The sequence below is a fragment of the Saccharopolyspora shandongensis genome, from assembly GCF_900106995.1.
Classification (GTDB): Bacteria; Actinomycetota; Actinomycetes; order Mycobacteriales; family Pseudonocardiaceae; genus Saccharopolyspora; species Saccharopolyspora shandongensis.
The window spans coordinates 1-22,465 of the sequence record NZ_FNOK01000090.1 but is presented as its reverse complement, the minus strand read 5'-3'; the positions used below and the strand labels follow the sequence as shown (position 1 = coordinate 22,465).

The window sequence follows — 22,465 nt, the reverse complement described above, 5'->3', positions numbered from 1 at the left end:
CCGAAATACCGGTCTGCGAGCGCACGCGCCTGATCGGCGGTGAACCCCATCTGCATCGCCTCGGCGATGAACTGCCCGCGGCGCTGCTCCGAGGCGGACACCGCCGCTGCGGCGGCCTGCTGCTGCGACTGCCCCTGGCGCAATGCCGTGTCGTAGGCGGTCTGCGCCAACGTCCGGTACTGGTCGCCCTGCTGCACAAGGTTGTCGTGCAGCTCCCGACCTTCCTCGGTGGTCAGATTGATCTGTCCGTCGGCGGCGAACAGTGCCGCCTGCCAGCCGGCTGTGCCACCGCGGACGCTGTCGAGGGATTCCCGCAGGTTGTCAAGGCCCTCTTCGAACCGGGCGGTGGCCTCGTCCATCGAGATTTGCACGCCGAACAGTTGTTGCCAGGCGGCGTTGAGCGCGTCGACGCGGTCGGCGGTGTCCGCAGTCGAGTTCTTCAGCGTGTTGATCGCCTCGCGTAGCGAGTCCGCGCCGGGAACCGCTCGGCTCATCGCCGAGTCCGCGCCGTACACCGCATCGGTGTACTGCCGCTGATCGTCGATCGCGCCCACGATGGTGCCGCGCAGTCCGTCGGTGGCCAGCAGCAAATCCGTTGACGCGTCGGACTGCTCCCGCAAGGACCCGGACACCCCGGTGAAACTGCCCTGTGCCTCGTAGGCCGCTTGCACCTGCCCTTGCAGCTTGGCACGCACACCATCGAGCGCGGGGCCGCCGCTGATCAGAGCGTCGATGTACTCCTGGTGGGACAGCCCGGCCGCCTCGACCGATCCGGCAATGGACTGGTACTGCTCGGACTGCATGATGGCCGAGCGGGCATTGGAGTCGAACGCCCCGGCGGAATCCCGCAGCGCCGACGACAACGACCGCTGGTCGCCCTCCGCGCTCTGGCTGGCCGACCCGAACAGGGCGAGCCCGATCGTTGCGGCGGCCAGCGCGACGCCGAACGGGCCGCCCAGCACGCCGAGCATGCCGCGGCCGGCGGTCTGCATCAGACTGCCACTGCCGGCGGCGCGACGTGTGTTGTCGCTGAACTGAATCATCGACGTGGCGGCCCCCGCGACGACTTCCCGCACGGCGCGGATCCCGCGCATCGCGGTCGCCAGCGACAGCCACATGCCGATCAGCGGCCCCAGCGCGCCCGACAGCGGCTCGATGACGTTGAGCACGCCCGAGAGCACGTCGAGCGCGACACCCACGGCCGAGGACATCACCGGCAGCGCACCGCCGGACATGTCGCCTATGACGCCGATGATCCGGGTAACGACGTCGGCGACCTCATCGCCGTGCTCGGCCCACACCCCGGTGAGACCGACCAGCACGCCGCCGACTTCCGGCAGCACGCCGGCGACGAGCTGGCCGAGGTGCTCGACGCCGAGCCCGGCGTCTTCCGAGCCGCCAGCCACGATCTCGAAAAAGTCGCCGACGCCGACACCTGCGTCGGCCATCGCTGCCGCGAGCCCGTCTATGACCGGCCCGGCTCGTTCAACCGATGTGACCATGCCCGGCATGGCGTTGCGGGAGAAATCGATCACGCCACCAGTCAGCGTCTCCACGTAGGGCACCGAGGCGGCGAACGCGTCCCGCAGCAGCGGGCGCAGCTCCTGATATGCCGTGCCCATGTCCTCAGCCGCGCCGACGAACGCAGACTCCAGCGGCGCCGCATCCGCCATCAGCCCGGTTCGGACAGTCTCGGAGAGATCATCGAAACTGTCGCGCACTGCGGCGTTTTCCCGCAGGGTGACGGCGCCGAGCCCGATGAACGCCAACGGCAGACCGCCGACGGCGGCAGCGACACCGGCAGCCGGGTGAGGACGATGTCGCCAGCCACGCCGCACGACCAGGGCAAACCACACGACAAGGACCGCTGTCTACGGGTGCGACCACACCTCGGAGTAGACCCGCACGCCTGCCTGTCCGCTGTAGGTGAGGTGTTGCAAGCAACGATCTAGGGAGGCGATATGGCATGGGCTGACCCGTTACCGGGTGGCGGTTTCCGCGGTGGATACCGCGACTCAGCCGGCACGAAGAAGTACGTCAAGGACGCGGCAACAGGCCGGACGCGGAAGGTCACACGGAAGAAAGACGCGCACGACGCCGCGACCGAGGAAGAAGTCAGCGCCAGCCGACAGGCCGCGGTCGACACCGGAAAGCAATCCGCAAGGATCCCGTGGGGCGAATTGTGGGACCGCATCTCCGGCGCTCGGGACGCACGGCCGTCCGACACCTACGTCACCGAACACTGCCTTGTTGAGAAGTACATCCGTCCAAAATGGGGCGACGTTCACCTCAACAAGATCACCAGCAAGGGCAGTGCTGACACCGGCGTTCAGGAATGGGTCGACGACCTGACGGCCGGCCGTGTTGACGCCTGGAAGTACGAACGGCAGCCCTCCCCCGCCTACGTCCGGCGGATCTACGCGGTGTTCCAAGCATCGATGACGACAGCGAAGGACAAGGGCATCCTGACGGCCTCACCTTGCGTTGGAATCAAGCTGCCCAAGAAGACCAAACGGGCAAAGCCCTATCTCGCACGGGACAACGCCGAGAAGATGGGCGAGCACCTGCGGAACTACCGCGACGTTGTCGAACCCGACCAAAACGCAGGCTGACCTGCTAGTTCGCAGTCAGACGCCGCAATCCACCTTCAACCACCGCAAGCCGTAAACCCACAGGTCAGAGCACTCAAGCGACACCAGCACTGTTCCAGTCAATGGGTGTGGCGCTTGTCGAACGATCAGTTGCGCCCGGATGGGGGTTGGGGTGGTGCGAGCATGGGAACCTTCCTGTCATCCCGGCCCGATCGGCGCCGGAGGGAAACCGATCAGGAAGTCGGTCCCGCGGTGTTCAGCTGCGCGCGGAATCGGGCGCAGATCGCTTCCACCGCGGCTTCGTCGGGCATCGCACCATCGGTGAACATCGCCATCTGCAGCTTCGGGCCGTAGCCGTCGAACCGTTCCATCAGGTCGCGGGTCGCAGGCTGCACGACGAAATGGAGGTGGCCCGGCGTGCCGCCGGAATGCGACCACAAGCAGACGTAGACCTGCTCCGGGCGCACGACCTCCTCGACCGCCGCAGCGACGCGGCGCAGGAGCGGGCCGATCTCCGCGCTCTCCGCATCGGTCAGCTCGGCGATGTGCACGACGTGGCGGAACGGCTTGACCAGCAGCGTTCCAACGCCCAGCGGGCCGATGCAGTGCTCCACCACCCAGGATTCGGTCTGGTGCACTCGGCCGCCCGGGAGCCGGGCGGCGCCGCTGGCGAGGTCGCAGGCCAGGCACTCGCCCGATGCTTCACGCCGCGCATCCACAGCTCTGCCCCTCCCTGCCGGATCGACCACCCTCGCGGCCGATCACTGCGTGCCGGTGACAGGAAGGTTCCCATGCTCGCGTCCGCGCCTCAGGAATGACAGGAAGGTTCCCATGCTCCACGTGTGGTGACAGGAAAGTTCCCATGCTTGCAACCGGCGCAGCGCGGACTGCAGATCGGATGTTGCCGGTGGCGAGGGTTCTCGCGGCCGAGAGCGGCAAGAGCCCTGCGAGGCCGGGGCTTCGGCCTCGCAGGGCTTCGGGTCAGTCGCGCAGCAGCGTTTCGACGCCCTGGCCGCGGATGGATGCGTCGAGCACCTGCACGGTGTGCGCCATCGCCAGGCGCTCGCTGCGGCGCTCCAGCGCCGTGCGGATCTGCATCGAGCATCCCGGGTTCGCCGTCACCAGCAGCTTCGCGCCGGCGGCGAGGACGTTCTCGGCCTTGCGGTCGCCCAGTTCGCGCGCGGCCTCCGGCTGGAGCAGGTTGTAGACGCCTGCGGAACCGCAGCACAGTTCGCCCCGGTTGATCTCCTTGAGCTCCAGGCCGGGGATCGCGCGCAGGAGTTCGCGTGGTTGCGACCGGATGCCCTGGCCGTGCGCCAGGTGGCAGGCATCGTGGTAGGCGATCTGCACCGGCAGCGGGTGGCGCTCGGCGACCGGGCCCAGCTCGGCGAGCAGCTCGGAGATGTCGCGCACCCGCGCGGAGAAGCGTTCCGCGCGCTCGGCGTATTCCGAGTCGTCCTGCAGCAGTCGCGGGTATTCCTTCAGCGTGGAGCCGCAGCCTGCCGAGTTGATGACGACGTAGTCCACGCCGGATTCTTCGAAGGTGTCCAGCAGCTGGCGGGCGAACTTCACCGCTTCGGGTTCGCGTCCGGAGTGCTCGCTGAGCGCGCCGCAGCAGCCCTGCGCCGGCGGGATGATGACGTCGCAGCCTTCGGCGGAGAGGATGCGTGCCGTTGCCGCGTTGACGTCGGGGAAGAACGCGCTCTGCACGCAGCCGGTGATCATGCCGACTGTCGCGCGTCGCTTGCCGCGCGCCGGTATCCGGTTCCCCAGCTTCGGCGCGCGGCTGATCGGCGGCGCCAGCGACTCCATCACCTGCAGGCCGTCCGGCAGCTTCGCCAGCAGCCCGGACCGCTTGAGCAGTTTGCCGATGCCGAGCCGCTGGTACAGCGCGAGCGGTCCCCGCATCGCTTTGAGGCGTCGCGGGTACGGGAACAGCGTGAAGATCGCCGTGCGCAGGAGTCGTTCCCAGCGGCCGCGCTGGTGGTTTCGTTCGACCTGGGCCCGCGTCTCGGTGATGAGCGTGCCGTACTGCACTCCGGACGGGCAGGCGCTGACGCAGGCCATGCAGCCGAGGCATGCGTCGAAGTGACCGACCATCGTGTCGGTCATGGGCTCGCCCTCGAGCCCTTCCTTCATCAGGTAGATGCGCCCACGCGGCGAGTCCATCTCCTCGCCCCACAGGTCGTAGGTGGGGCAGGTGGGCAGGCAGAATCCACAGTGGACGCAGTCGTCGACGAGCTCGCGCTGCGGCGGGTGCAGCGCGTCGAAGGCGCCCGGGCGGGCAGGGGTCTCGGTCATCAGATTCCTCCCACGAACCGGCCGGGGGCGAGCCGGTGTTCCGGATCGAACTGGTGCTTGGTGCGACGCATCAGCGCCAGCAGTCCGGGCGCGATCGGCCCCCACGGGTCGATCGCGGCGTCCTGCGGCGCGCGGAGCAGTACCGCGTAGTCGCAGCTGGCGCGCAGCGCCTTCACGAACTCGGCGACGGCAGCGGCGTCCGCGTCGCCGGGCAGCCCGGCGTTCAGCACGCCGAGCCCGGCGGCGCCGCGGATCGCCAGCGGCAGGCCGTTCGCCGCGGCGGCGTCTTGCGCGGCGCTGAGCAGTCGTGGCAGCGCTGTCGGCTCCGCGCCGAAGCGCAGGCCGATCCCGCCAGCCGGCTCGAACGGGTATTGACCCCACCACGAAGGGGCTTGTTCCAGCACTTCCGCGCCATGCCCGATGGCGGCGGCCAGCTCGACCGCGCGGTCGTGCGTGGCGGCGGGCCTGCCTTCGAGCTGCGCGCAGACCGTGATCGGCCCGTCGGGTTCGGCCCGGTCGAGTTCGATCGCGGTGGGCATCGCCTGGGAGTGCCGGACGATGTCGGCGGCGGCTGCGGCGCTTTCCGGGTCGCCGGCGGTGACCGCGATCCAGCGGTGCTCGGCGGCGACCGGGTGCAGCCGGAACACGGCTTCGGTGATCACCCCGAGCGTGCCGAAGGAGCCGGTGTATAGCTTGCCCAGGTCGTAGCCCGCGACGTTCTTGACGACCTTGCCGCCCGCCGTGGTCACCGTGCCATCGGCCCGCACGACCGTGATGCCGATCAGCAGGTCGCGCACTCCGCCGAAGAGGTGCCGGGACGGCCCGGCGGTTCCGGTCGCGATGATCCCGCCCAGCGTCGCCGTCGGCAGCGGCTGGTCGATCGCCAGCTGTTGCCCGGCGGCGCGGGCAGCGCTGTTGACCTCGGCGATCGGCGTTCCGGCCAGGGCGTGCACCACGAGGTCGCCCGCGGCGTGGTCGACGATGCCGCTCGCGGCCGACACGTCGAGCAGCAGGTCCACGGCATCCGGCGCGCCGCCCCAGTCGAGCTTGCTGCCCGATCCCCTGGGCACCACCCGCAGGCCGTGCTCGGCGGCGATCTTCACCGCCACCGACGCCCGCTCCGTTCCGTCCACAGTGGCCACCCAGTGCGGGCGGACGCCGGACACGGCGTCGGCCTCCGTCGCTTCCCGCACGCATTCGGCACCCAGCGCGGCCACCAGTGCTCCGTGCGCGGCGTCCTTGGTCGTAGTGGGCATCAGAACTGGTCCGCCAATCCCGCTTCGGTCAGTGGGTGCACGCCGCGCCGGGGCCCGGGCACTTCGCCGCAGAGCCTCGGCGTCGGGAAGACCTTGCCCGGATTGCAGATTCCGACCGGGTCGAAGGCGCAGCGCACTCGTTGCATGGTGTCCAGGTCGTCGGCGGTGAACATCCGGCCCATGTACTTGACCTTGTCCGCGCCGACCCCGTGCTCGCCGGTGATGGAGCCGCCGTGCTCGATGCACAGGTCGAGGATCGCGCCGGAGACCGCTTCGGCGCGCTCGTTCGCGCCCGGCTCGGCGTCGTCGAAGAGCACCAGCGGGTGCAGGTTGCCGTCTCCGGCGTGGAAGACGTTGGCGACCCGCACGCCTGATTCGGCGGACAGCCTGGAGATCCGGCCGAGCACCTCGGGCAGCGCGGTCCGGGGGATCACGCCGTCCTGCACGATGTAGTCGGGGCTGATGCGGCCCACCGCGGCGAACGCGGACTTCCGGCCCTTCCAGATCATCGCGCGCTCGTGATCGTCGGCGGCGACGCGGATCTCGAACGCGCCGTGCGCCTCGCAGTGCCGCTTCACCTCGGTGAAGGTGTGCTCGACCTCGGCCGCGGGGCCGTCGAGTTCGACGACCAGCACCGCGCCGGCGCCTTCCGGGTAGCCGCACTGCACGGCCTGTTCGGCGGCTTCGATGGCCAGCGCGTCCATCATCTCGATCGCCGCCGGCGTGACGCCGTCGGCGATGATCGCCGATACCGCCGCGCCCGCCTCGTCGGTGGACGGGAACCCGGCCAGCAGGGTCTGCACCGCCTCGGGTTTGCGCAGCAGCCGCACGGTGATCTTGGTGACCACGCCGAGCGTGCCTTCGCTGCCGATGAACGCGCCCAGCAGGTCGTAGCCCGGGGTTTCCCGTGCATTGCCGCCGAGTTCGACGATGTCACCGTCCGGGGTGACGACCTCGAGGGCGAGGATGTGGTTGGTGGTGAAGCCGTACTTCAGGCAGTGCGCGCCGCCGGAGTTCTCCGCGACGTTGCCGCCCACCGAGCAGACCTGCTGGCTGGACGGGTCCGGCGCGAAGTAGTAACCCTGCGCGGCGACGGCCTTGGTGACGTCGAGGTTGATCACGCCCGGTTCGACGACGGCCCGCTCGTTGGCCAGGTCGATCTCCAGGATCCGCCGCATCTTCGAGGTCACCACGAGCACGCCGGAGGCGTGCGGGAGCGCCCCGCCCGACAGTCCGGTGCCGGAGCCGCGGGCGACGAACGGGATCTGGTGCTCGGCGCAGATCCGGACGATCTCCTGGACCTGCTCGGCGGTTTCCGGCAGCACCACCACGGCCGGCACGACCCGGTAGCTCGCCAGCCCGTCGCACTCGTAGGTGCGCAGCCGCTGCGGGTCGGTGATCACCGCGTTGGGCGGCAGTGCCGCGTGGAACCGCTGCACGACCTGGTCGAGCGCCGGCTCGGTCGCGGTGCTGGTCGACTGCATGCTCAGCCTCCCGGTTACTTCCGTTTTACGGAATGACCCTTCCGGTCTTCGGGAACCATAGGTTGTTCACAACATAGATACAAGTGGTGGACAAGATGTTCCGCCGGCGCGCACAGCACCAGGATCACCCCCGGCTCCCGCCGTGACCAGAGCAAGGGAACCTTCCTGCCACTTCCACCGCAAGACGGGCCGCCGGCGGGCGGGAAATGACAGGAAGGTTCCCATCCTCACGCCCTCCGGGCCGCCGGGTGACAGGAAAGTTCCCATGCTCGCACCGCCGCGAACGCCGAGGCCCGGAGGCGAGCGCCGCGGCCAACCGGACGAAAGCGGAAGACGTCTCAAAACGAGCGGAACCGAATACTTCTCATCAACGTCGAACCCGACGTAGGGTCGACAACCAGTCAAATCACGCTGAGGGGAAGTGCTGCGGTGGGTGGCAATCTGCAGATGACGCCCGGGACGCTGACCGAGCACGGCTCCGGCTGCGAGAGCCTCGCCGACAAGTTCGGGCAGCTCGCTCAGCTTCTGGAGCAGGCGCGCACCGACGACCAGTGCTTCGGTCCGATCGGCAACGCCGTCGGCATCAGCGACAAGTACTTCGAAACCCTGCAGGGCTGTCAGGAGATGGCGCAGAAGGCCCAGCAGTTCCTCACCGAGACCAAGCAGGCCCTCGAAGACACTGTCAAGGACTACGACGAGACCGAGCAGCAGATCATCGAGATGCTGAACAAGGCCGGAGAGGGGCTCGCAGGATGACCGGCCCGGGAACTTTCACCGAGCTCAACCAGGGCGACTCCACCCGCAAGAACTGGGCCGAGCAGACCCTGACCCGCGGTTCCTCCATCGCCGGCGCCGCCTCCGACCTGAAGGACGCGGCGGCCAACACCAACGGCGGCAGCCTCGCCGACGGCTCCGCCGCGCCCGAGTGGACCTCCGCGGTCATCGCCGCGCGCCAGGAGCAGATGGACCTGCTGTCCAATCCCGGCGCGGCTCTGCTGGACAACGGCCTCGGCTTCCTGGTGTCGATCGTGATGACGCCGCTGATCGAGATCGCCGAACAGGCCATCGGCGACCCCGAGCAGATGCGTGCCACCGGCAATGGTTGGGAAGACGTCGCCAAGTGGCTCGACTCGGTCGCCGAGCAGGAGCCCCAGCGCGCCGAGGCGACCAGCGGGACGTGGGTCGGTCAGGACGGCGACGCCTTCCGCAAGCAGATGACCGAGTTCGGCGACGGAACCAAGGCCCTGGCTCAGGACGTCCGCGGGCTCAAGGAGACCCTGGACGGCATTGCGGACATGTTCGACATGTTCGTCGAGATGGTCATCAACATCCTCACCGAGCTGATCATCAGCCTGATCATCCAGTGGCTCGCCGCGCTCGCCGCGTCCTGGATCACCGCGGGCGCCTCGGTGGGCGCGGCCAGTGCGACCACCACCGCGTCGGTCGGCATCACCGGCGGCCGGATCGCCACGCAGGTCGCCAAGATCCAGGCCCAGCTCTACAAATGGCTGAAGAGGCTGGAAGAGCTGCTCAACAAGATCCGCGAGTCGGGCAAGCTCGGCAGGCTGCTCACCCGGGGGATCTCCAAGGGCAAGATCGAGCAGGTGAAGGACCCCAACACCGGCGAGGTGCTGCGCGAGTTCGCCACCTCGAAGACCAGCAACGTCTTCATGAAGGGCCAGGGCCTGCACAAGACCGGCGAGGAAGCGCTGGCCGCGAACCTCGCGGGCAAGGTCATCGGCGGGGCGCTCGGCGGCAAGGCGTCGCTGGTGGGTGCTGGTATTAGTGGCGTGACGGAGACCCTCGAAGGACAGGCGGTCAAGGAGATCCCGAAGGCCATGTACGACCAGGCCAACCAGCGGCTCAGCGGACAGCTCTCGCCGGAGGAGAGCAAGGCGGCCCAGGAGAAGGGTTTCTCGTGACCCCGTGGGAGCGGCGAGCTGAATGACCCTGCAACACCTGATCCTCAGCGCACGTTCGTCGTGGTGCCGGCCGGGAGAGCCGATCGCCTGGGCCTTCCCCGACCCGTACCACGTCCCGCTGTTCGAAGTGGGCGGGCTCGACGAGCACGGCAAGAAGCGGCGCGGCATCCTCACCCGCGCCGCGTTCCAGGTGGGCGCAATGCCGTTCCGCGTCAACTCCCTGTTCACCGGTGGCGACGAGCCATCCGACGAACGCAACCTGCCGACGGCGGTGGTTTCGGCCCGGAGCGCGTCGGCGACCGCCGTGCAGATGACCGGCACGCAAGGCGAGGCCGCCCCGGGAGAACTCCCCGGGGTCCTCGTGGCCACGCCCGACCGGTTGGCGCTGCTGGAGCTGCCGGAACTCCCGGAAGGCTCGCAGGACTGGTTCGACAAGGGCATGGAGACGATCAAGAAGGCCACCGGCCCCGTCTACCGGCTCGCCGACGACTTCGCGGGCACCATGGGCAGCACGGTCAACAACAAGGGCCGGTACTTCGACCACGGCGGCCAGACCCAGGTGCCGCACGTGATCGAGCGCGCGAGCACCGGCACCGACCAGATCAGCGGCTACGAGATCGTGCAGCGCCGATTCGGCGGGCTCGGGCGCGAACGGGAAGACCGGGCGGCGGCGTACCTGCGGATCACGTTCACCGACGGCTCGCGGCTCGATCTCCAGGTGCCCGCGAAAGCCCAACCGGACCGGGTGCTCGGTCTGGTCAACACCAGGAGCGGTAGTTGGTAGCCACCCCGAAGGACGTCGCGAAGGCCGCCGAACACGGCTGGCTCCGGCCGGGCGAGGCGTTCCACCGCATCTTCCACCGCGCCCCCGGGTTCCTGGCGTCCACGGTGGCCGGCCGGAACGCCGTGCCGCACGCACCGGCCAATCCCGTGCCGAAGTGCAAGCAGGAAGTGTCGGAGACGTACCTGAAGCCGGCCGACCTGACCGTGCGCGGCGACTACCTCGGCGACGAGTGGGTGCACGACGCGGGAATCCGCGGCTGGGCCACTGCGGCGGACAGCGGCCAACTCGCGATCCGGAGCGCCGACGTGCTGGCCGCGGGCAACGGGTACGCCTGGTTGGTCGCCACCAACCAGCGCATCGCCGTGGTCATCCCGGACCGGTTCGTCGACCTGCCCGCCTCCCGGGCCCCGTCTCCCGCGCCGCTGCCGGGGCTGGACACGTCCCTGATCACGTGGTGGGAACAGCCGCCGAACGCGGTGCGCGGCATCCGCGACGTGCTGCTGGGGCGGACGTTCGTCGGAGCACCGTTCGCCTCCATCGACTTCGCCGACGGCTCCAACCTCCTGCTCCGGCAGTGACCCCTCTCCGCAGGCGTCGCGGATGACAGGAAGGTTCCCATGCTGCGGCCTCACTCTGGCCGCGGTGACAGGAAGGTTCCCATCCTGTGCCGCTTTGCGGGCGGTGTGACAGGAAGGTTCCCGTGCTGCCCTCCGACCGCCGCCGTGGTGACAGGAAGGTTCCCATGCTTTCGCCGTGTCACAGCTGGGCGAGGGTTTTGATCGACGGCATGGCCGTCTTGCCCAGGCGGTCCACCGCGCGCTGGACGTGATCGCCCGGGTAGCGGAAGCGCAGTTGGTCCGGCACCGCCAGGCCGGTCGTCCGGAACCCGCACAGCCCGGCCGCGACCACCGGGGGCGGGTACGCCGGGCGGCCGTGCAGCTTCCGCGCCCACCCCGGCAGTACCGAGTACGCGAGGTGCCCGAGCGGCAGGTAGCCGAGGTTCACCGGCAGCAGCCACCACGGCGCGAACGGCCGGTGCAGGAAGTCATAGACCAGGTCGGAGTCGGCCGTCCGCTGCAGTTCGGGCCGGATCCGCTCGAAGTACTCCGCCATCGCGCGGGTCGATCCGGGCACCTCAGCCGGGTCGAGCCCGACGAGCGCGACCGCCCGGCGCTGTTCGTCGAAGTACCGGTCGAGCTGCGCATCGGTGAGCGGGAATCCCGCGCGCCGCACGACACCGGCGAACGATGCGACCTCGGCGCAATGCACCCAGCGCAGCAGGTCCGGGTCGTCCAAGCGGATCTCGGCGCCGGTTCCCGGGTCCGTCGCACTGAGCATGCGGTGCACCCGGCGGACCCGTTCGCCGGCGGATTCGGCTTCGGCCGTGGTGCCGTAGGTCGTCGTGGCGACGAAGTTCCCGGTGCGCATCAGGCGTCCCAGCGGGTCTTCCCGGAACCGGGAGTTCTGCACGACGGCCGCCACCGCGCGCGGGTGCAACGCCTGCAGGTAGAGGCTGCAGATCCCGGCGATCCACATCGCCGGATCGGCGTGCAGCTGCCAGGTCACGGTTTGCGGCCCGAACAACCCCTCGTCGCGCATCCGCCCTTCACCCGCCCAACATCAGCACCGGAACCAGTTGTTCGGCCGAGGTGAGCGAGCCGTGGTGACCGCGCAGCGCAGACTCCCCCGGCTCGATCACCGATCGGATCACCCCGGAGTCACGCATGATCGCCAGCACGTCGCCGATGCGCGGCCGCACCGAATCGGCGACCACCGGGCCGAACCAGCCTTCGTCGATCGCCTGCTCGCCGGTGAGCACCACGCCGCGGTCGCCGATCGTCTCCCGCCAGGCGGCGTGCACATCGGCCAGCGCACCGGGTTCGACGTAGATGTGGCGGGCGCGGACCTCGCCGCCGAGGAGCCGGACACCGGCTCGCAATGCCGGGTCGGTGTCGGCGTCGACCGCCTCGCCGGGGTCGATCTCGACCATGCCGTGATCGGCGATCACGGTCAGCACCGAGTCGCGCGGGAGACGTTCGGCCAGCATCGCCACCAGCCGATCGATGACCGTCAGCTGCAGGCGCCACGGCAACGAGCCGGGGCCGTGGATGTGTCCGAGGAAGTCGAGGTGACCGTGGTAGCCGTAGCACAGCGCCGGGCCGCCGGCGCTCAGCGCGGCGAGCAGTTCGGCAGCGAGGTCGCCCAGGGCGCGCAGTCCCCGGAAGTCCGCGCCGCGAAACGCGGCCCTGGTCAGCCCGGTGTTCGCGAACTCCGCGGGCACAATGGTGCGGACGTCGACGCCCGCTGCGGCGGCCCGTTCCAGCACCGTCGGCGTCGGTTGGGCCTGTTCCGGCGGCCACTGGTCGAGCAGGCTCCGACGGCCTCCGGCGGAATCACTTGCCGTGCCGTGGGTTCCCCAGCTCAGCGGGTGCAGCAGGCCGCCCGAGGGCTCGGCGAAGCTGTAGCCGACGAGACCGTGCTCGCCCGCGCACCGGCCGGTGCCCAGCGAGGTGATGCTGGTGACCGTCGTCGTCGGGAAACCGGCCTTCAGCGGCGGCGACGTCAGCAGGCTCGCCATGAACGGCGCGTCTTCCGCGTGCTCGCGCAGCAGGTCCCGGCCGAGCCCGTCGATCAGCAGCACGCCGGCGGTGCGGCAGGCCGGGAACCCGATGGTGTCGGAGAACCCGGCCACGTTCATCGCACCGAGCAGCGACGGGAGGACGTCGGGCAGTGCGCGCCCGTCGTCGTCGGGAGCGACGATCCAGTCCATGGCGTCCTGCCTCTCTCGTGGGCGCATGCGCCCACTGTCGTCAGAATCCCATTGACCGCCCGATGATCTCCTTCATGATCTCGGTGGTGCCGCCGTAGATCGTCTGGATCCGGGAGTCCAGGTACGCCTTGGCGACCGGGTATTCCGTCATGTATCCGTAGCCGCCGTGCAGTTGCAGGCAGCGGTCCACGACCCGCTTGTTCAGCTCGCTGAGCCACCACTTGGCCATCGCGGCGTGCTCGATGTCCAGTTCACCGCGAACGTGGTCCGCGACGCAACGATCCGTGAACACCCGGCCGATCTCGACCTCGGTGGCCATCTCCGCCAGCTCGAAGCGGATGTGCTGGAACTTGCCGATCGGGCGGCCGAACGCGGTGCGGTCGCGGCAGTAGTCCTTGGTGATGGCCAGGACCTTCTCGGCGGTGGCGGCCGAGGCGACCGCGATCGACAGCCGCTCCTGCGGCAGGTTCTGCATCAGGTAGATGAAGCCCTGCCCTTCCTCGCCGAGCAGGTTGCGCGCCGGCACCCGCACGTCGTTGAAGAACAGCTCCGCGGTGTCCTGCGACTTCTGGCCGATCTTGTCGAGGTTGCGGCCGCGTTCGAAGCCGGGCATGCCGCGCTCCACGACCAGCAGGCTGATGCCCTCGTGCCCGGCGTCCGGGTCGGTGCGGGCCACCACGATCACCAGGTCGGCGAGGATGCCGTTGCTGATGAATGTCTTCTGCCCGTTGAGGACGAAGTCTCCCCCAACGTCGCGCACCGCGGTGGTGCGAATGCCCTGCAGGTCGCTGCCCGCGCCCGGCTCCGTCATGGCGATGGCGGTGATGAGCTCGCCGCTGCAGAACCCGGGCAGCCAGCGCTGCTTCTGCTCGTCGTTGGCCAGCTTGATCAGGTACGGCGCGATGATGTCGTTGTGCAGCGGGGAACCGAAGCCGGAAATGCCCGCGTTGACGAGTTCCTCGTCGAACACCACGTTGAACCGGAAGTCGTCGACGCCACCGCCGCCGTACTGCTCGTCGACGGCGAAGCCGAGCAGCCCCTGCGCTCCGGCGGCCAGCCAGGACTCGCGGCTGACGACCCCGGCGGCCTCCCACTCCTCGACGTGCGGCACGAGCTCCTTGTTGACGAAGGTGCGCACCGTCTCGCGGAACGCCTCGTGCTCGGGCTCGAACAACTCCCTGCGCATCGGTTCACGCCTCCTTTCGGTGGTCACGCCGGGCGTGAGAGGAAGGGAACTTTCCTGTCACCACGGCCCTGGCGGGACGACAGCATGGGAACTTTCCTGTCACCACCGCCCCAGCCGGACGGCAGGATGGGAACCTTCCTGTCACCGACCGGCGGGAGCGGGTCGCGGTTTCGGGCCCGGGCGTTGGTTGCCGGCGGCTGCGAGGATGGGAACCTTTCTGCCATCCCCAGCCTGCGCGGCGAGCGGTCGCGGCGGCGCCGCTCATCGGTCCCTCGAACCGAACGCGCCGGATTCGAGAAGTTCCGGCGGGACCTTCCAGTCCCGCAGCACCTCCTCGGTGTCCGCGCCCGCTTCGGCGACCGGTCCGGGCGGCGGGTTCGGGGTCCGGCTGAAGCGCGGTGCCGGTGCCGGCTGCAGGACACCGTCGCGTCGCACCAGGGTCTCCCGGGCCGCGATGTGCGGATGGGTTTCGGCTTCTGCCATGGACAGCACGGGCGCGACGCACGCGTCGGAGCCGGCGAACAGTTCGGCCCACTCCTGCCTGGTGCGCTGCCGGAAGGTTGCGGCGAACCGTTCGCGCAGCGCCGGCCAGTTCGCGGGGTCGTCGCGGTCGGGGACCTCGCCCGCCAGCCCGAGCCGGTCCAGCAGTTCGGCGTAGAACTGCGGCTCCAGCGCGCCGACCGAGACGTATTCGCCGTCGGAGGTTTCGTAGACGTCGTAGTAGGGCGCGCCGGTGTCCAGCAGGTTGGTGCCGCGCTCGGTCTTCCAGCCGCCGGTCGACAGGAAGCTGAACAGCATGGTGCCCAGGTGCGCGGCACCGTCCACAATGGCCGCGTCGACGACCTGCCCGCGGCCGCTGGTGCGCGCTTCGAGCAGCGCCGCCAGCACGCCGACCGCCAGGTACATCGAGCCGCCGCCGAAGTCGCCGAGCAGGTTCGCGGGAACCTGCGGTGGCCCGCCTTCGCGGCCGATGGCGTGCAGCATGCCGCCGAGGGAGATGTAGTCGATGTCGTGCCCGGCGGTCGGCGCCAGCGGCCCGTGCTGGCCCCAGCCGGTCATCCGCCCGTAGACGAGCTTCGGGTTGACCGCCCAGCACTGTTCCGGCCCCACGCCCAGGCGTTCGGTGACGCCGGGGCGCAGTCCTTCCAGCAGCACGTCCGCCCGCTCGGCCAGCGCCAGCACCGCCTCCGCGCCGCGTTCGTGCTTGAGGTCCACCTGCACCGATCGCTTGCCGCGGTTGAGCAGGTCGTTATTGCCTCCGGCGGCAGTGGGCCGGTCCACTCTCACCACGTCGGCACCGAGATCGGCCAGCAGCATCGCGCAGAACGGAGCCGGTCCGATCCCGGCCAGCTCGACTACCTTGACCCCGGCCAGCGGCCCGCCTGTTCCCGTCACGCCACACCTCTCCGCAGCCTGTGTCGCGCACCACACGCATCGCGACGCAACTAGTGTTACACCGTTGGTGTTACAGCGGTCAAGGCCTTGACCTGCCCCGAAAGCCCCTGAGTTTGGGGCAGATTTGGGGCAGACATGCTTCACCAGACACCAGGAAAGCGCCCGATCGCGTGCCTGGCCTTCTCCTTCATCTACTGCGCCGCCGTCGTCGTGATCATGGTGGCCGCGCTGATGCTGAGCTTCGGCTCGCATCTGAGTGCCGCGCTACTCGTCGTCGTGGCTGCCGACCAAGCGCGGGTGATCTCGGCAGTGGCCGGGTGGAGCCTGGCCGTCAGCATGGGCACCAGCGGACTCCTGCTGCTTCGGCGGTTCGGGGATGTCCGATGAGCCCCGGTGGCGCGATCACACGTGCACCCGATCTGGCATCCGCCGTCACCGTGGCCTGGGCTCCTCACCGAGTGCGGGACACCGCCGTCCAACGCGGGCACGGCTTCCGAGGTGGCATGTCTTCGGCGACGGTTATGCCTGGCAAGACATACACCTACGAGCAGGCGCTCGCGGTCGCGGTGCAGCCAGGCGAGCTCCAGCTAGCGCTGCAGCCCACGTTCGCATCCGAGAAGGCTGTGTTCCTTGGCGACGCCTGACGGGCGTTCAACGAACAAAGCGGCCCCCGATCCCACTCCGATCGGGGGCCGCACTCGTTAGTCCAGGGTCAGCGGTCGAACCGGCCGCTGGTGAGGTGTGCATACGCTCAGTCGCTGGCGCCGTCGCGCTGCGTGTGCTCGCGGAGCTCTCTTTTCGCCTGCTCCATGTCGAACCGCGCCTGACCGCCCGCTGTGACGGTTACGGGCGTGATAACGCCGCGCCGGACCCAGCGCGCGACGGTTTGGCGAGTGACGCCAAGTTCGCGCGCTAGCTCCGAGCTGCTCACAAGGCGCGGTTGACCAGACATGACCCGAACCTACGAACTTCGGGCCACGCCGTCTTTCCTGATGTTACAGTTGTTCCGAAGTTTCCAGATGTTCCAGTAGTGACTCTGCGGACCTGGGGGATGGCAATGTTCGGACTTGAGCCCGCCGGACCGGTCATCCGATGGCAGCCGCACGAAGGGCAGCGGCACGCGTACCGGCCAGGCGAGACGGCGGCTCTGTGCGGGGACGAGTTGGTGGTCCGGAAAGCGTCCGAGCGCGAATGGTTCGACGACACGTGCCCGGAGTGCCGACGAACAGCGTGGGTGATCGTCAACCCGGGGATTCCGTATCCAGTGGCCGATGCCAGCCCGCGGCCTCGACCTCAACGGCGCCGCAATCGCGGCCGTGTTGCCTAGCTGAAGCTGCAGGCCGTCGAGCTGATGCTGGTGATTTCTACGACTTCGACGAGTTCTCAAGGGGTGATACAGAAGCGGGCAAGGTAAGGCAGTAGCGCGGCTTCGGCCGCGCATTGAATATCGAGGTCAGCCGGTCGGGCGCCGTTGGCAATTGCAACGGGGCTCGACTTGGCGTGTCGGAAACATCCCCACAAGTAAGGCATGGTCGATAGCATCCCCTTGGTTGATCGACAAGCCAGGGGGAGAAGAGCTGTGACTCAGGGCGGTTTCGAGGCGGCGCGGGAAGGCCTGCAGGCCGTCCGCGGCAAGACCCAATGGATCAACCAGCAGGTCAGCGCCGGCAAGCTGGCCTTGGACCCAGAGGTTGCGGAGAAGGCCGCCAAGCGCGTGGAAGAAGAGATCCAGGAACTGGCTGTCCTGATGCGTGATGCCAGGCAGCTTGGCCGCGTGATGGGCCTGGGCAACTACCCCGATGGTCAGCAACTGGCGCAACGGTTCGTTGACAAGGCTGAACACGAAACAGCCGGCGCCCTGCCGTTGATCAAGGAGATGCAGAAAGTCTTGCAGGAACAGGCGGATGCCTTCCGTGCGGCTGCAAGGGACTATCGTGCCACCGACGACCAGATCGCCCAGGATTTTCAGCGAGGTATCCAGTGACCGCACTTTCTCGGACCCTGATCTCCGCGACCGCCGGCTTGGTGTTGATCGGCCTCGCCGGGTGCTCTGGTGGTACAGCTGGTGGCAACGGTAAGACCACCACAGAGCAGCCACCAACATCGAGTGCGGCAGGGTCGGGTTTGAAGAACTTCGACACATGCGCGTTCTTCACGCAGGAAGATCTGAGCGCCGCCGGCGTCGAGGGCCCGGGCGAGAAGGCAGAGCAGCTGAGCTTTGAACCGGGCTGCAGCTACATGGGCGAAAAAATCCTGCTCACCCTCTACAAGAACGAGGAAGAAACCGTCGACAAGTACGAGACCGGCGGCAACTGGGACAAGTACGAAAAGTTCAGCATCAACGGCCGCAACGCTGCTCGTGCCGTTGAAGGCGGCGGGGGCACGGTCGACGCTGGTTGCTCGATCGTCCTCGACGCGGGCGGCGGCGTCGTTCTCGTCGACGTCACCGAGTCCAAGCCCGATTCAGTGTCCGACAAGTGCGGCGAGGCCGAGAAGATCGCCCGACAGGTCGAGCCCCGGCTTCCCAAGTAACGTGCCCGCTTGCGGCGTGCTCGAACGGCTCGCGGCCCTCTCGTGAGGTGCGAGCCGTTCGACGTCGCAATCCGCAGTCGAGGTCCATGGGGTGGTGTGGTGGGGCTGTTTGACTGGTTCACCGGGACCAAACGGCCTTCGGGCGGGGTTCCGCCGCAGTCTGTAGAAGTTGTTCGCGCAGCACTTCTTGGGGTCAATAGTCCGGACAGGCCGTTCATGGTTCGTGACGGGCGGCCAGATGGCGTCGACTTGGTCGCCGAGTGGAAGATCGCCGATGCGCACTGGTACGGCTACTTCGGCAACGTGACGACGATCAACAGGACGTTGATGCGGCTTGATCCGTCGAAGCACGAGGTCCGATCTCTGGACCAGGAATGGTCGGTCACGTGGGCGGGCGGAACTCCGCGGCTGACATTGGCGACCAGGTACGCGCGCGGTCAGATCAACAAGAAGTCCTACAGCGCCACCTTCACGCGAGACGAACAGGGAAAGCTGGTCAAGGAATCCCAGCGCACGTTCTCGACAGGCGAGTTGAAGCCCCCAATGGAAGAGGCTGTCACCGGCGCCGGATGGACCTGGCGTGGCCTGGTGATCGGGAAACTCTGAAGCATGCCGGTGTGTTCAGCGACGACGGCTTACGCGTCAAACGCGTGACGGTGCGGTGCTGTCCTCAGCTGTGACGTGCCCGAACCTGGCTGCGCAGTTCGAGGTATGGAGGAAAGGGCAAAGCATGGGGGATGGATTCGAAGTCGATCCGGCTGCATTGCGGGACGCGGCGTCACGAATCACCGATGCGGTGGTCGGCATGGCAGCCAGTCAGTTGGCGAATCTTGCCGCTCCTGCCGGCGACTTCGGCCATGACGGTGTGCACCAAGCTTTGATCGATTTTTGCTCTGGTGTGGAGTTGTCCGCCCAGATCCTCGCGCAGACTTCCGAGTCGGCAAGCACTGCACTGCACGACACTGCCCGCTCGTACATCGACCGGGACCTCGAGGCCCAAGCCGCGGTCCAGAAGGTGGTTGGCGAGATTGCTTCGCCGAACGGACCTGCGGATGGGGGTCGATGATGGCGGAACTCGGGCAGACTACCGACCCCAAAGCATTGATCCCAGGCGAACCGAGCTCCATTGAGGACACCGTCGCCAAACTGCGTCAGCAGAGCGAGAAGTTCGGCACGGTGGGAGACGACCTCAAGCGTGTTGACGTCGTTGGCTGGACTGGCGAGTCAAGCACCGCATTCATGGACCTGTTCACGAAAGAACCACCGAAGTGGTTCAAGGTCTGCGACCTGCTGGACGCTGCTTCGACTTCGTTGACTGAATACGCATTCACACTGCGTTGGGCTCAGGGCCAAGCGACAGAAGCCATCGCCCGTTGGGAAGAGGGCGAGGCCGCGACGGAGAAGGCCGCAGCAGAGTACAACGAGGCCGTCGCGCAAGCCAATGCACAGAACCAGGCCAATGCCGCCGCTGGGAGTGCCAACGTTGTTTCTCTCGCGCCATTTTCGGATCCTGGTGAGCGAGCTCGGAAGGAAGCAATCGAGCTCCTCGCCCGCGCTCGCGAACAGCTAGAAGACTTCGGGCGGCGCGTCGCCGAACGAATCGGTCGGCAAGATTCGCGGGAGCGTGGTCTCCTTGACGAACTGGTCGATGCGGTGACGCATGACTGGAAGACCTCTGGGAAGGCCGAGGCGAGCGGTCTCGGCGCCGGGTTCGAAGCAAAAGGCCCGGCGGACGGCAAGCTCGGTGAGCTCAAGGCGTTCGCCCAGCTGGGCAAGGCCAGCGCAGAGGGGTCGACAGGCAACGAGTTCCTCAAGCTGTCCGGCAAGGCTGAGGCCGGCGCGGAGGCGGCACTCACCGCAGCCGCGTCGATCACCGATGAGGGTCTCAAAGGACGAGTAGAGGCCGGGCTCGGCGGGAAAGCGTCGGCAGAAGGGCGTGTTGACGTTGGGCCCCTTGGCGCGAACGGCAAAGCAGAGGTGTTCGGGGGTGCTCAGGCCGGCGCCCAAGTCACGGTAGGGCCGAAGGGAGTAAGCGCGACCGCCGACGCGTTCGCAGGCGCGAAAGGAACAGTCAAAGGCGGTGGCGACATTGGTGGTATCGGTGTCAACGTCGTCGCAGAAGGGTGGGCAGGCGTTGGTGCCGAGGCTGGCGTCACCGTCGGCCAAGGCGATGACGGCAAATGGCACGTCGGTGCAAATGCCGGTGGCGCATACGGTCTTGGCGGCAAGCTCGGTTTCGAGCTCACCGTCGACCCTGCCAAGGTGACCAAGACGGTCACCGATGCCGCCGAGACGGTCGGAAAGATCGGGGAGGCCGCAGGCGACGTGTATGGGGACGCTCAACGAACCATCTCCGGATGGCTGGACTGATATGCGCCGCAGTAGCGTCCTATCCCAGAAACGGAGTGAGTGACCAGTGGCTACGTCCTTGCCGATCCCGATCGAATTCCGTCTACCGAAGGGCTGGCAGGCGGTTCCACCCGACGCTGCGGGAGCGCCCGGCGCGGCGTTCGTCGCGATCCATCCGGCCACGAATCGCCCCGGCTTCACGACCAACATCACGATCGACGGTGAACATCGCCCGGATGCTGCCTCGCTGGCCGAAATCGCCGACGAGTCGATCAACCGACTTCACCAAGCGGCCACGACAGTATCGCTGTCACAGCGGACCGAATTCGGGTCCGCTGACGCACCAGGTCTGACCCAAGTACTGCGAGTCACCACTCTTGTCGAGAGAGAGCACACCGAGCTGATCCAGTGCCAGGTCTACCTCTCAATGTCCGATGTCGACCGCCCGCAGGAGCGAGCGGTGATCAGGCTGTCTCTCACTGCCGCGGAGGACAATTTCAAGGCCGTCATCGGGGACTTCCAGGAGTTCGTGGCTTCCGTGCGCCCAGAGAGCCCTGGTTCGGCATAGCGGTCAATGAGCTCTAGCCGGGCTACGTCCTTGGTGCACGAACCACCCCACTGCGAAGACGACAACAAATTTCAGGCCCTCGTGTCAAGACCTGCACCGTTGTACGCGGGGCGTTTGCTGTCGGGTCGGCGGTACCTCTTCGTCAAGCCCAAGATCGTGGCGTGACGCGCGCCTGGCAGGATTGAGGGCAGGGAACTTTCGGGGTCGCCCTTTTATGCGTAGCGTTCCGTAGTCGCTCCTCCCCTTCCTAGCCGCATTTGGTCACGATGGAAGGGTGTAGATGTCCACGTTTTTCCTGCTGGGATGGGTGTTAGCGGCCGTGTGCCTTGTGGTTACTCCCGGTGTGCAGGCGTTGATGAGTCCGAGTAAGCGCCGCCGAGGCGAGGCGTTCCGGCACTTCCGTAGCAACCTCGCGTGGGCGGCCGGTTCCGTGAGCGTGGCCGGCCTTGTCGCAGGAGCACTCGAGGTGTTGCCACTCCGGTAGCGACGGCCGGGGGCGCCGCGCCCCACAGCAGGGCGCGGCGCCTCTCCTACTTTCCGTCGCCAGCTGAGCTGTAGACGGGTGGCGTGTTGCTTCCGAGGACGATGCGCGTCAGCCACGCGGGCATGCGTGGTTCGAGCGCGCGGAGTCCGGCGTACACGGCTCCAAGGATCATCGGGACTGCAAGAGTCGGCCCGGCGTCGCCGAGTGCGTTGACGAGCCAGTCCGGTGCGCCGAGCGTGACCAGGTACGCGACGAGCGCGGACCACGCGGCGGGCACGATGGTGCGCAGCCACGCGGTGAGCTGGTCGGACACGGGTTTCCTCCTGGTGCAACCCACACGGGCACCGCGGTTGCGGTGCCCGTGTGGGTTGCTGCTGATCAGGCGCTGTGTCCTGCCGCAACGGCGACATCTGCGAATGCGCGTTCCAGCACCCATGCGGGGTAGGTGTTCACCGTTCCGTATGCGGGGTGCTGCGTCTTGCCCGGTGCGCTACCGGTTTCGCGGAGGACGCGCCCCGCGGCGATTCCTACCCGCCGTAAGTAGCCCTGCGCGGTCGGCAGGTCGTGGAGCTTGGCGTAGCCGAGCGCGGAAAACCAGTCGTGGGCTCCTTCCAGCGCCTCGACACGCGCTGACACCTCACGCAACTGCCCGGCCTGGCGCTGCTGCTCGACTTCGAGCCTGCCGACCTGCACGAGCGTGGCCATCTGCTGCTGCACCCACTCGGGCAAACTGGCCAAGCTGGTCTCGGTCGTCTCGGCCTGACGGGTGCGCTCGGCGAAGTAGGACTGCGCCGCTGCAACTTGGGGCTTATTCGGGTCGCCGTTCATGGCCACCAGGTAGGC

Annotated in this window: 25 protein-coding genes and 1 pseudogene; 14 read left to right on the top strand and 12 right to left on the bottom strand. The window is 67.9% G+C overall.

Features of this window, described 5'->3' with window-relative positions; translation table 11 throughout:
• Positions 1 to 1,769: pseudogene (locus BLW84_RS43900) on the bottom strand (hypothetical protein); the annotation flags it as partial.
• A 192-nt stretch (positions 1,770 to 1,961) separates the two neighbouring features.
• Here BLW84_RS43900 and BLW84_RS43895 point away from each other — a divergent pair.
• Positions 1,962 to 2,612: a hypothetical protein gene (locus BLW84_RS43895; protein ID WP_093278392.1), complete on the top strand. Its 651-nt coding sequence runs from the start codon at positions 1,962 to 1,964 to the stop codon at positions 2,610 to 2,612.
• 212 nt (positions 2,613 to 2,824) lie between these two features.
• On the opposite strand, the gene BLW84_RS43890 is transcribed toward BLW84_RS43895, so the two are convergent.
• The 4 genes from BLW84_RS43890 to BLW84_RS43875 all read right to left on the bottom strand — a co-directional run bounded on the left by BLW84_RS43890 (position 2,825) and on the right by BLW84_RS43875 (position 7,632).
• Positions 2,825 to 3,310 carry an HIT family protein gene (locus tag BLW84_RS43890; RefSeq protein ID WP_093278390.1) on the bottom strand — a complete coding sequence of 162 codons (486 nt, stop codon included), beginning with the start codon at positions 3,308 to 3,310 and terminating at the stop codon, positions 2,825 to 2,827.
• A 262-nt stretch (positions 3,311 to 3,572) separates the two neighbouring features.
• Positions 3,573 to 4,892, bottom strand: a complete 1,320-nt coding sequence (locus BLW84_RS43885) for a (Fe-S)-binding protein (protein WP_093278388.1) — start codon at positions 4,890 to 4,892, stop codon at positions 3,573 to 3,575.
• On the bottom strand, positions 4,892 to 6,148 hold the full coding sequence (locus BLW84_RS43880) for an FAD-binding oxidoreductase (protein WP_093278386.1): 1,257 nt from the start codon (positions 6,146 to 6,148) through the stop codon (positions 4,892 to 4,894). The genes BLW84_RS43885 and BLW84_RS43880 overlap by 1 nt, the downstream gene beginning before the upstream one ends.
• A complete protein-coding gene (locus tag BLW84_RS43875) occupies positions 6,148 to 7,632 on the bottom strand; it encodes an FAD-linked oxidase C-terminal domain-containing protein (protein ID WP_093278384.1) in 1,485 nt (494 codons plus the stop codon). Before BLW84_RS43875 ends, BLW84_RS43880 begins: the two co-directional genes overlap by 1 nt.
• 429 nt (positions 7,633 to 8,061) lie before the next feature.
• Between BLW84_RS43875 and BLW84_RS43870 the strand changes: the two genes are divergently transcribed.
• Genes BLW84_RS43870 through BLW84_RS43855 form a run of 4 tightly spaced genes read left to right on the top strand, consistent with a single transcriptional unit; the run spans position 8,062 to position 10,916 of the window.
• Positions 8,062 to 8,388 (top strand): hypothetical protein, encoded by a 327-nt coding sequence (locus BLW84_RS43870; RefSeq protein WP_093278382.1) that lies wholly within the window; start codon positions 8,062 to 8,064, stop codon positions 8,386 to 8,388.
• Positions 8,385 to 9,554, top strand: coding sequence for a WXG100 family type VII secretion target (locus tag BLW84_RS43865; protein ID WP_093278380.1), 1,170 nt, complete (start codon positions 8,385 to 8,387; stop codon positions 9,552 to 9,554). The genes BLW84_RS43870 and BLW84_RS43865 overlap by 4 nt, the downstream gene beginning before the upstream one ends.
• A 22-nt stretch (positions 9,555 to 9,576) precedes the next feature.
• On the top strand, positions 9,577 to 10,338 hold the full coding sequence (locus BLW84_RS43860; RefSeq protein WP_093278378.1) for a hypothetical protein: 762 nt from the start codon (positions 9,577 to 9,579) through the stop codon (positions 10,336 to 10,338).
• The gene (locus tag BLW84_RS43855) at positions 10,332 to 10,916 is read left to right on the top strand and encodes a hypothetical protein (RefSeq protein ID WP_093278376.1); all 585 of its coding nucleotides are present in this window, start codon (positions 10,332 to 10,334) and stop codon (positions 10,914 to 10,916) included. Before BLW84_RS43860 ends, BLW84_RS43855 begins: the two co-directional genes overlap by 7 nt.
• A 178-nt stretch (positions 10,917 to 11,094) precedes the next feature.
• Here the strand turns inward: BLW84_RS43855 and BLW84_RS43850 are convergent, their stop codons facing one another.
• The 4 genes from BLW84_RS43850 to BLW84_RS43835 all read right to left on the bottom strand — a co-directional run bounded on the left by BLW84_RS43850 (position 11,095) and on the right by BLW84_RS43835 (position 15,689).
• The gene (locus tag BLW84_RS43850) at positions 11,095 to 11,937 is read right to left on the bottom strand and encodes an oxygenase MpaB family protein (RefSeq protein WP_093278374.1); all 843 of its coding nucleotides are present in this window, start codon (positions 11,935 to 11,937) and stop codon (positions 11,095 to 11,097) included.
• Positions 11,938 to 11,944: 7 nt separating this feature from the next.
• Entirely contained in the window at positions 11,945 to 13,108 is a 1,164-nt protein-coding gene (locus BLW84_RS43845; RefSeq protein WP_093278372.1) for an alkaline phosphatase family protein, read from the bottom strand.
• 40 nt (positions 13,109 to 13,148) lie between these two features.
• Positions 13,149 to 14,294, bottom strand: a complete 1,146-nt coding sequence (locus BLW84_RS43840; RefSeq protein WP_093278371.1) for an acyl-CoA dehydrogenase family protein — start codon at positions 14,292 to 14,294, stop codon at positions 13,149 to 13,151.
• 261 nt (positions 14,295 to 14,555) lie between these two features.
• A complete protein-coding gene (locus BLW84_RS43835) occupies positions 14,556 to 15,689 on the bottom strand; it encodes a CaiB/BaiF CoA transferase family protein (protein WP_093278370.1) in 1,134 nt (377 codons plus the stop codon).
• Positions 15,690 to 15,824: 135 nt separating this feature from the next.
• Between BLW84_RS43835 and BLW84_RS43830 the strand changes: the two genes are divergently transcribed.
• Positions 15,825 to 16,076 carry a hypothetical protein gene (locus BLW84_RS43830; protein ID WP_093278369.1) on the top strand — a complete coding sequence of 84 codons (252 nt, stop codon included), beginning with the start codon at positions 15,825 to 15,827 and terminating at the stop codon, positions 16,074 to 16,076.
• Positions 16,077 to 16,210: 134 nt separating this feature from the next.
• Positions 16,211 to 16,333 (top strand): hypothetical protein, encoded by a 123-nt coding sequence (locus BLW84_RS50065; RefSeq protein WP_281247498.1) that lies wholly within the window; start codon positions 16,211 to 16,213, stop codon positions 16,331 to 16,333.
• Positions 16,334 to 16,440: 107 nt separating this feature from the next.
• Here BLW84_RS50065 and BLW84_RS43825 read toward each other — a convergent pair whose 3' ends face one another.
• Entirely contained in the window at positions 16,441 to 16,641 is a 201-nt protein-coding gene (locus BLW84_RS43825; protein ID WP_143061342.1) for a MerR family transcriptional regulator, read from the bottom strand.
• Positions 16,642 to 16,740: 99 nt separating this feature from the next.
• Here BLW84_RS43825 and BLW84_RS50610 point away from each other — a divergent pair, with 99 nt between their 5' ends.
• From BLW84_RS50610 to BLW84_RS43795, 7 genes are all read left to right on the top strand, one after another.
• Positions 16,741 to 17,016 (top strand): HC3 family zinc finger protein, encoded by a 276-nt coding sequence (locus tag BLW84_RS50610; protein WP_425441833.1) that lies wholly within the window; start codon positions 16,741 to 16,743, stop codon positions 17,014 to 17,016.
• Between the two features lie 252 nt (positions 17,017 to 17,268).
• Positions 17,269 to 17,673 (top strand): hypothetical protein, encoded by a 405-nt coding sequence (locus tag BLW84_RS43820; protein WP_177227037.1) that lies wholly within the window; start codon positions 17,269 to 17,271, stop codon positions 17,671 to 17,673.
• A complete protein-coding gene (locus BLW84_RS43815) occupies positions 17,670 to 18,221 on the top strand; it encodes a DUF3558 domain-containing protein (RefSeq protein WP_245761800.1) in 552 nt (183 codons plus the stop codon). Before BLW84_RS43820 ends, BLW84_RS43815 begins: the two co-directional genes overlap by 4 nt.
• 99 nt (positions 18,222 to 18,320) lie before the next feature.
• On the top strand, positions 18,321 to 18,827 hold the full coding sequence (locus tag BLW84_RS43810) for a hypothetical protein (RefSeq protein WP_143061341.1): 507 nt from the start codon (positions 18,321 to 18,323) through the stop codon (positions 18,825 to 18,827).
• Between the two features lie 124 nt (positions 18,828 to 18,951).
• Entirely contained in the window at positions 18,952 to 19,287 is a 336-nt protein-coding gene (locus BLW84_RS43805; RefSeq protein ID WP_093278363.1) for a hypothetical protein, read from the top strand.
• Positions 19,284 to 20,591 carry a WXG100 family type VII secretion target gene (locus BLW84_RS47010; protein WP_143061340.1) on the top strand — a complete coding sequence of 436 codons (1,308 nt, stop codon included), beginning with the start codon at positions 19,284 to 19,286 and terminating at the stop codon, positions 20,589 to 20,591. Before BLW84_RS43805 ends, BLW84_RS47010 begins: the two co-directional genes overlap by 4 nt.
• Before the next feature lie 58 nt (positions 20,592 to 20,649).
• The gene (locus BLW84_RS43795) at positions 20,650 to 21,138 is read left to right on the top strand and encodes a hypothetical protein (RefSeq protein ID WP_245761799.1); all 489 of its coding nucleotides are present in this window, start codon (positions 20,650 to 20,652) and stop codon (positions 21,136 to 21,138) included.
• A 530-nt stretch (positions 21,139 to 21,668) separates the two neighbouring features.
• Here the strand turns inward: BLW84_RS43795 and BLW84_RS43790 are convergent.
• Positions 21,669 to 21,935 carry a hypothetical protein gene (locus BLW84_RS43790; protein ID WP_093278357.1) on the bottom strand — a complete coding sequence of 89 codons (267 nt, stop codon included), beginning with the start codon at positions 21,933 to 21,935 and terminating at the stop codon, positions 21,669 to 21,671.
• A 65-nt stretch (positions 21,936 to 22,000) separates the two neighbouring features.
• Positions 22,001 to 22,465 (bottom strand): hypothetical protein (locus BLW84_RS43785; protein WP_218157743.1); only part of this gene is annotated, 465 nt, incomplete at its 5' end.

What these genes read in the sequence shown, in the direction of transcription:
- BLW84_RS43895 (WP_093278392.1), top strand. Translation starts at nt 1,962, where the DNA reads ATGGCATGGGCTGACCCGTTACCGGGTGGCGGTTTCCGCGGTGGATAC.
- BLW84_RS43885 (WP_093278388.1), bottom strand. Translation starts at nt 4,892, where the DNA reads ATGACCGAGACCCCTGCCCGCCCGGGCGCCTTCGACGCGCTGCACCCG.
- BLW84_RS43880 (WP_093278386.1), bottom strand. Translation starts at nt 6,148, where the DNA reads ATGCCCACTACGACCAAGGACGCCGCGCACGGAGCACTGGTGGCCGCG.
- BLW84_RS43875 (WP_093278384.1), bottom strand. Translation starts at nt 7,632, where the DNA reads ATGCAGTCGACCAGCACCGCGACCGAGCCGGCGCTCGACCAGGTCGTG.
- BLW84_RS43865 (WP_093278380.1), top strand. Translation starts at nt 8,385, where the DNA reads ATGACCGGCCCGGGAACTTTCACCGAGCTCAACCAGGGCGACTCCACC.
- BLW84_RS43860 (WP_093278378.1), top strand. Translation starts at nt 9,577, where the DNA reads ATGACCCTGCAACACCTGATCCTCAGCGCACGTTCGTCGTGGTGCCGG.
- BLW84_RS43850 (WP_093278374.1), bottom strand. Translation starts at nt 11,937, where the DNA reads ATGCGCGACGAGGGGTTGTTCGGGCCGCAAACCGTGACCTGGCAGCTG.
- BLW84_RS43845 (WP_093278372.1), bottom strand. Translation starts at nt 13,108, where the DNA reads ATGGACTGGATCGTCGCTCCCGACGACGACGGGCGCGCACTGCCCGAC.
- BLW84_RS43840 (WP_093278371.1), bottom strand. Translation starts at nt 14,294, where the DNA reads ATGCGCAGGGAGTTGTTCGAGCCCGAGCACGAGGCGTTCCGCGAGACG.
- BLW84_RS43830 (WP_093278369.1), top strand. Translation starts at nt 15,825, where the DNA reads ATGCTTCACCAGACACCAGGAAAGCGCCCGATCGCGTGCCTGGCCTTC.
- BLW84_RS50065 (WP_281247498.1), top strand. Translation starts at nt 16,211, where the DNA reads ATGCCTGGCAAGACATACACCTACGAGCAGGCGCTCGCGGTCGCGGTG.
- BLW84_RS43825 (WP_143061342.1), bottom strand. Translation starts at nt 16,641, where the DNA reads ATGTCTGGTCAACCGCGCCTTGTGAGCAGCTCGGAGCTAGCGCGCGAA.
- BLW84_RS50610 (WP_425441833.1), top strand. Translation starts at nt 16,741, where the DNA reads ATGGCAATGTTCGGACTTGAGCCCGCCGGACCGGTCATCCGATGGCAG.
- BLW84_RS43805 (WP_093278363.1), top strand. Translation starts at nt 18,952, where the DNA reads ATGGGGGATGGATTCGAAGTCGATCCGGCTGCATTGCGGGACGCGGCG.
- BLW84_RS47010 (WP_143061340.1), top strand. Translation starts at nt 19,284, where the DNA reads ATGATGGCGGAACTCGGGCAGACTACCGACCCCAAAGCATTGATCCCA.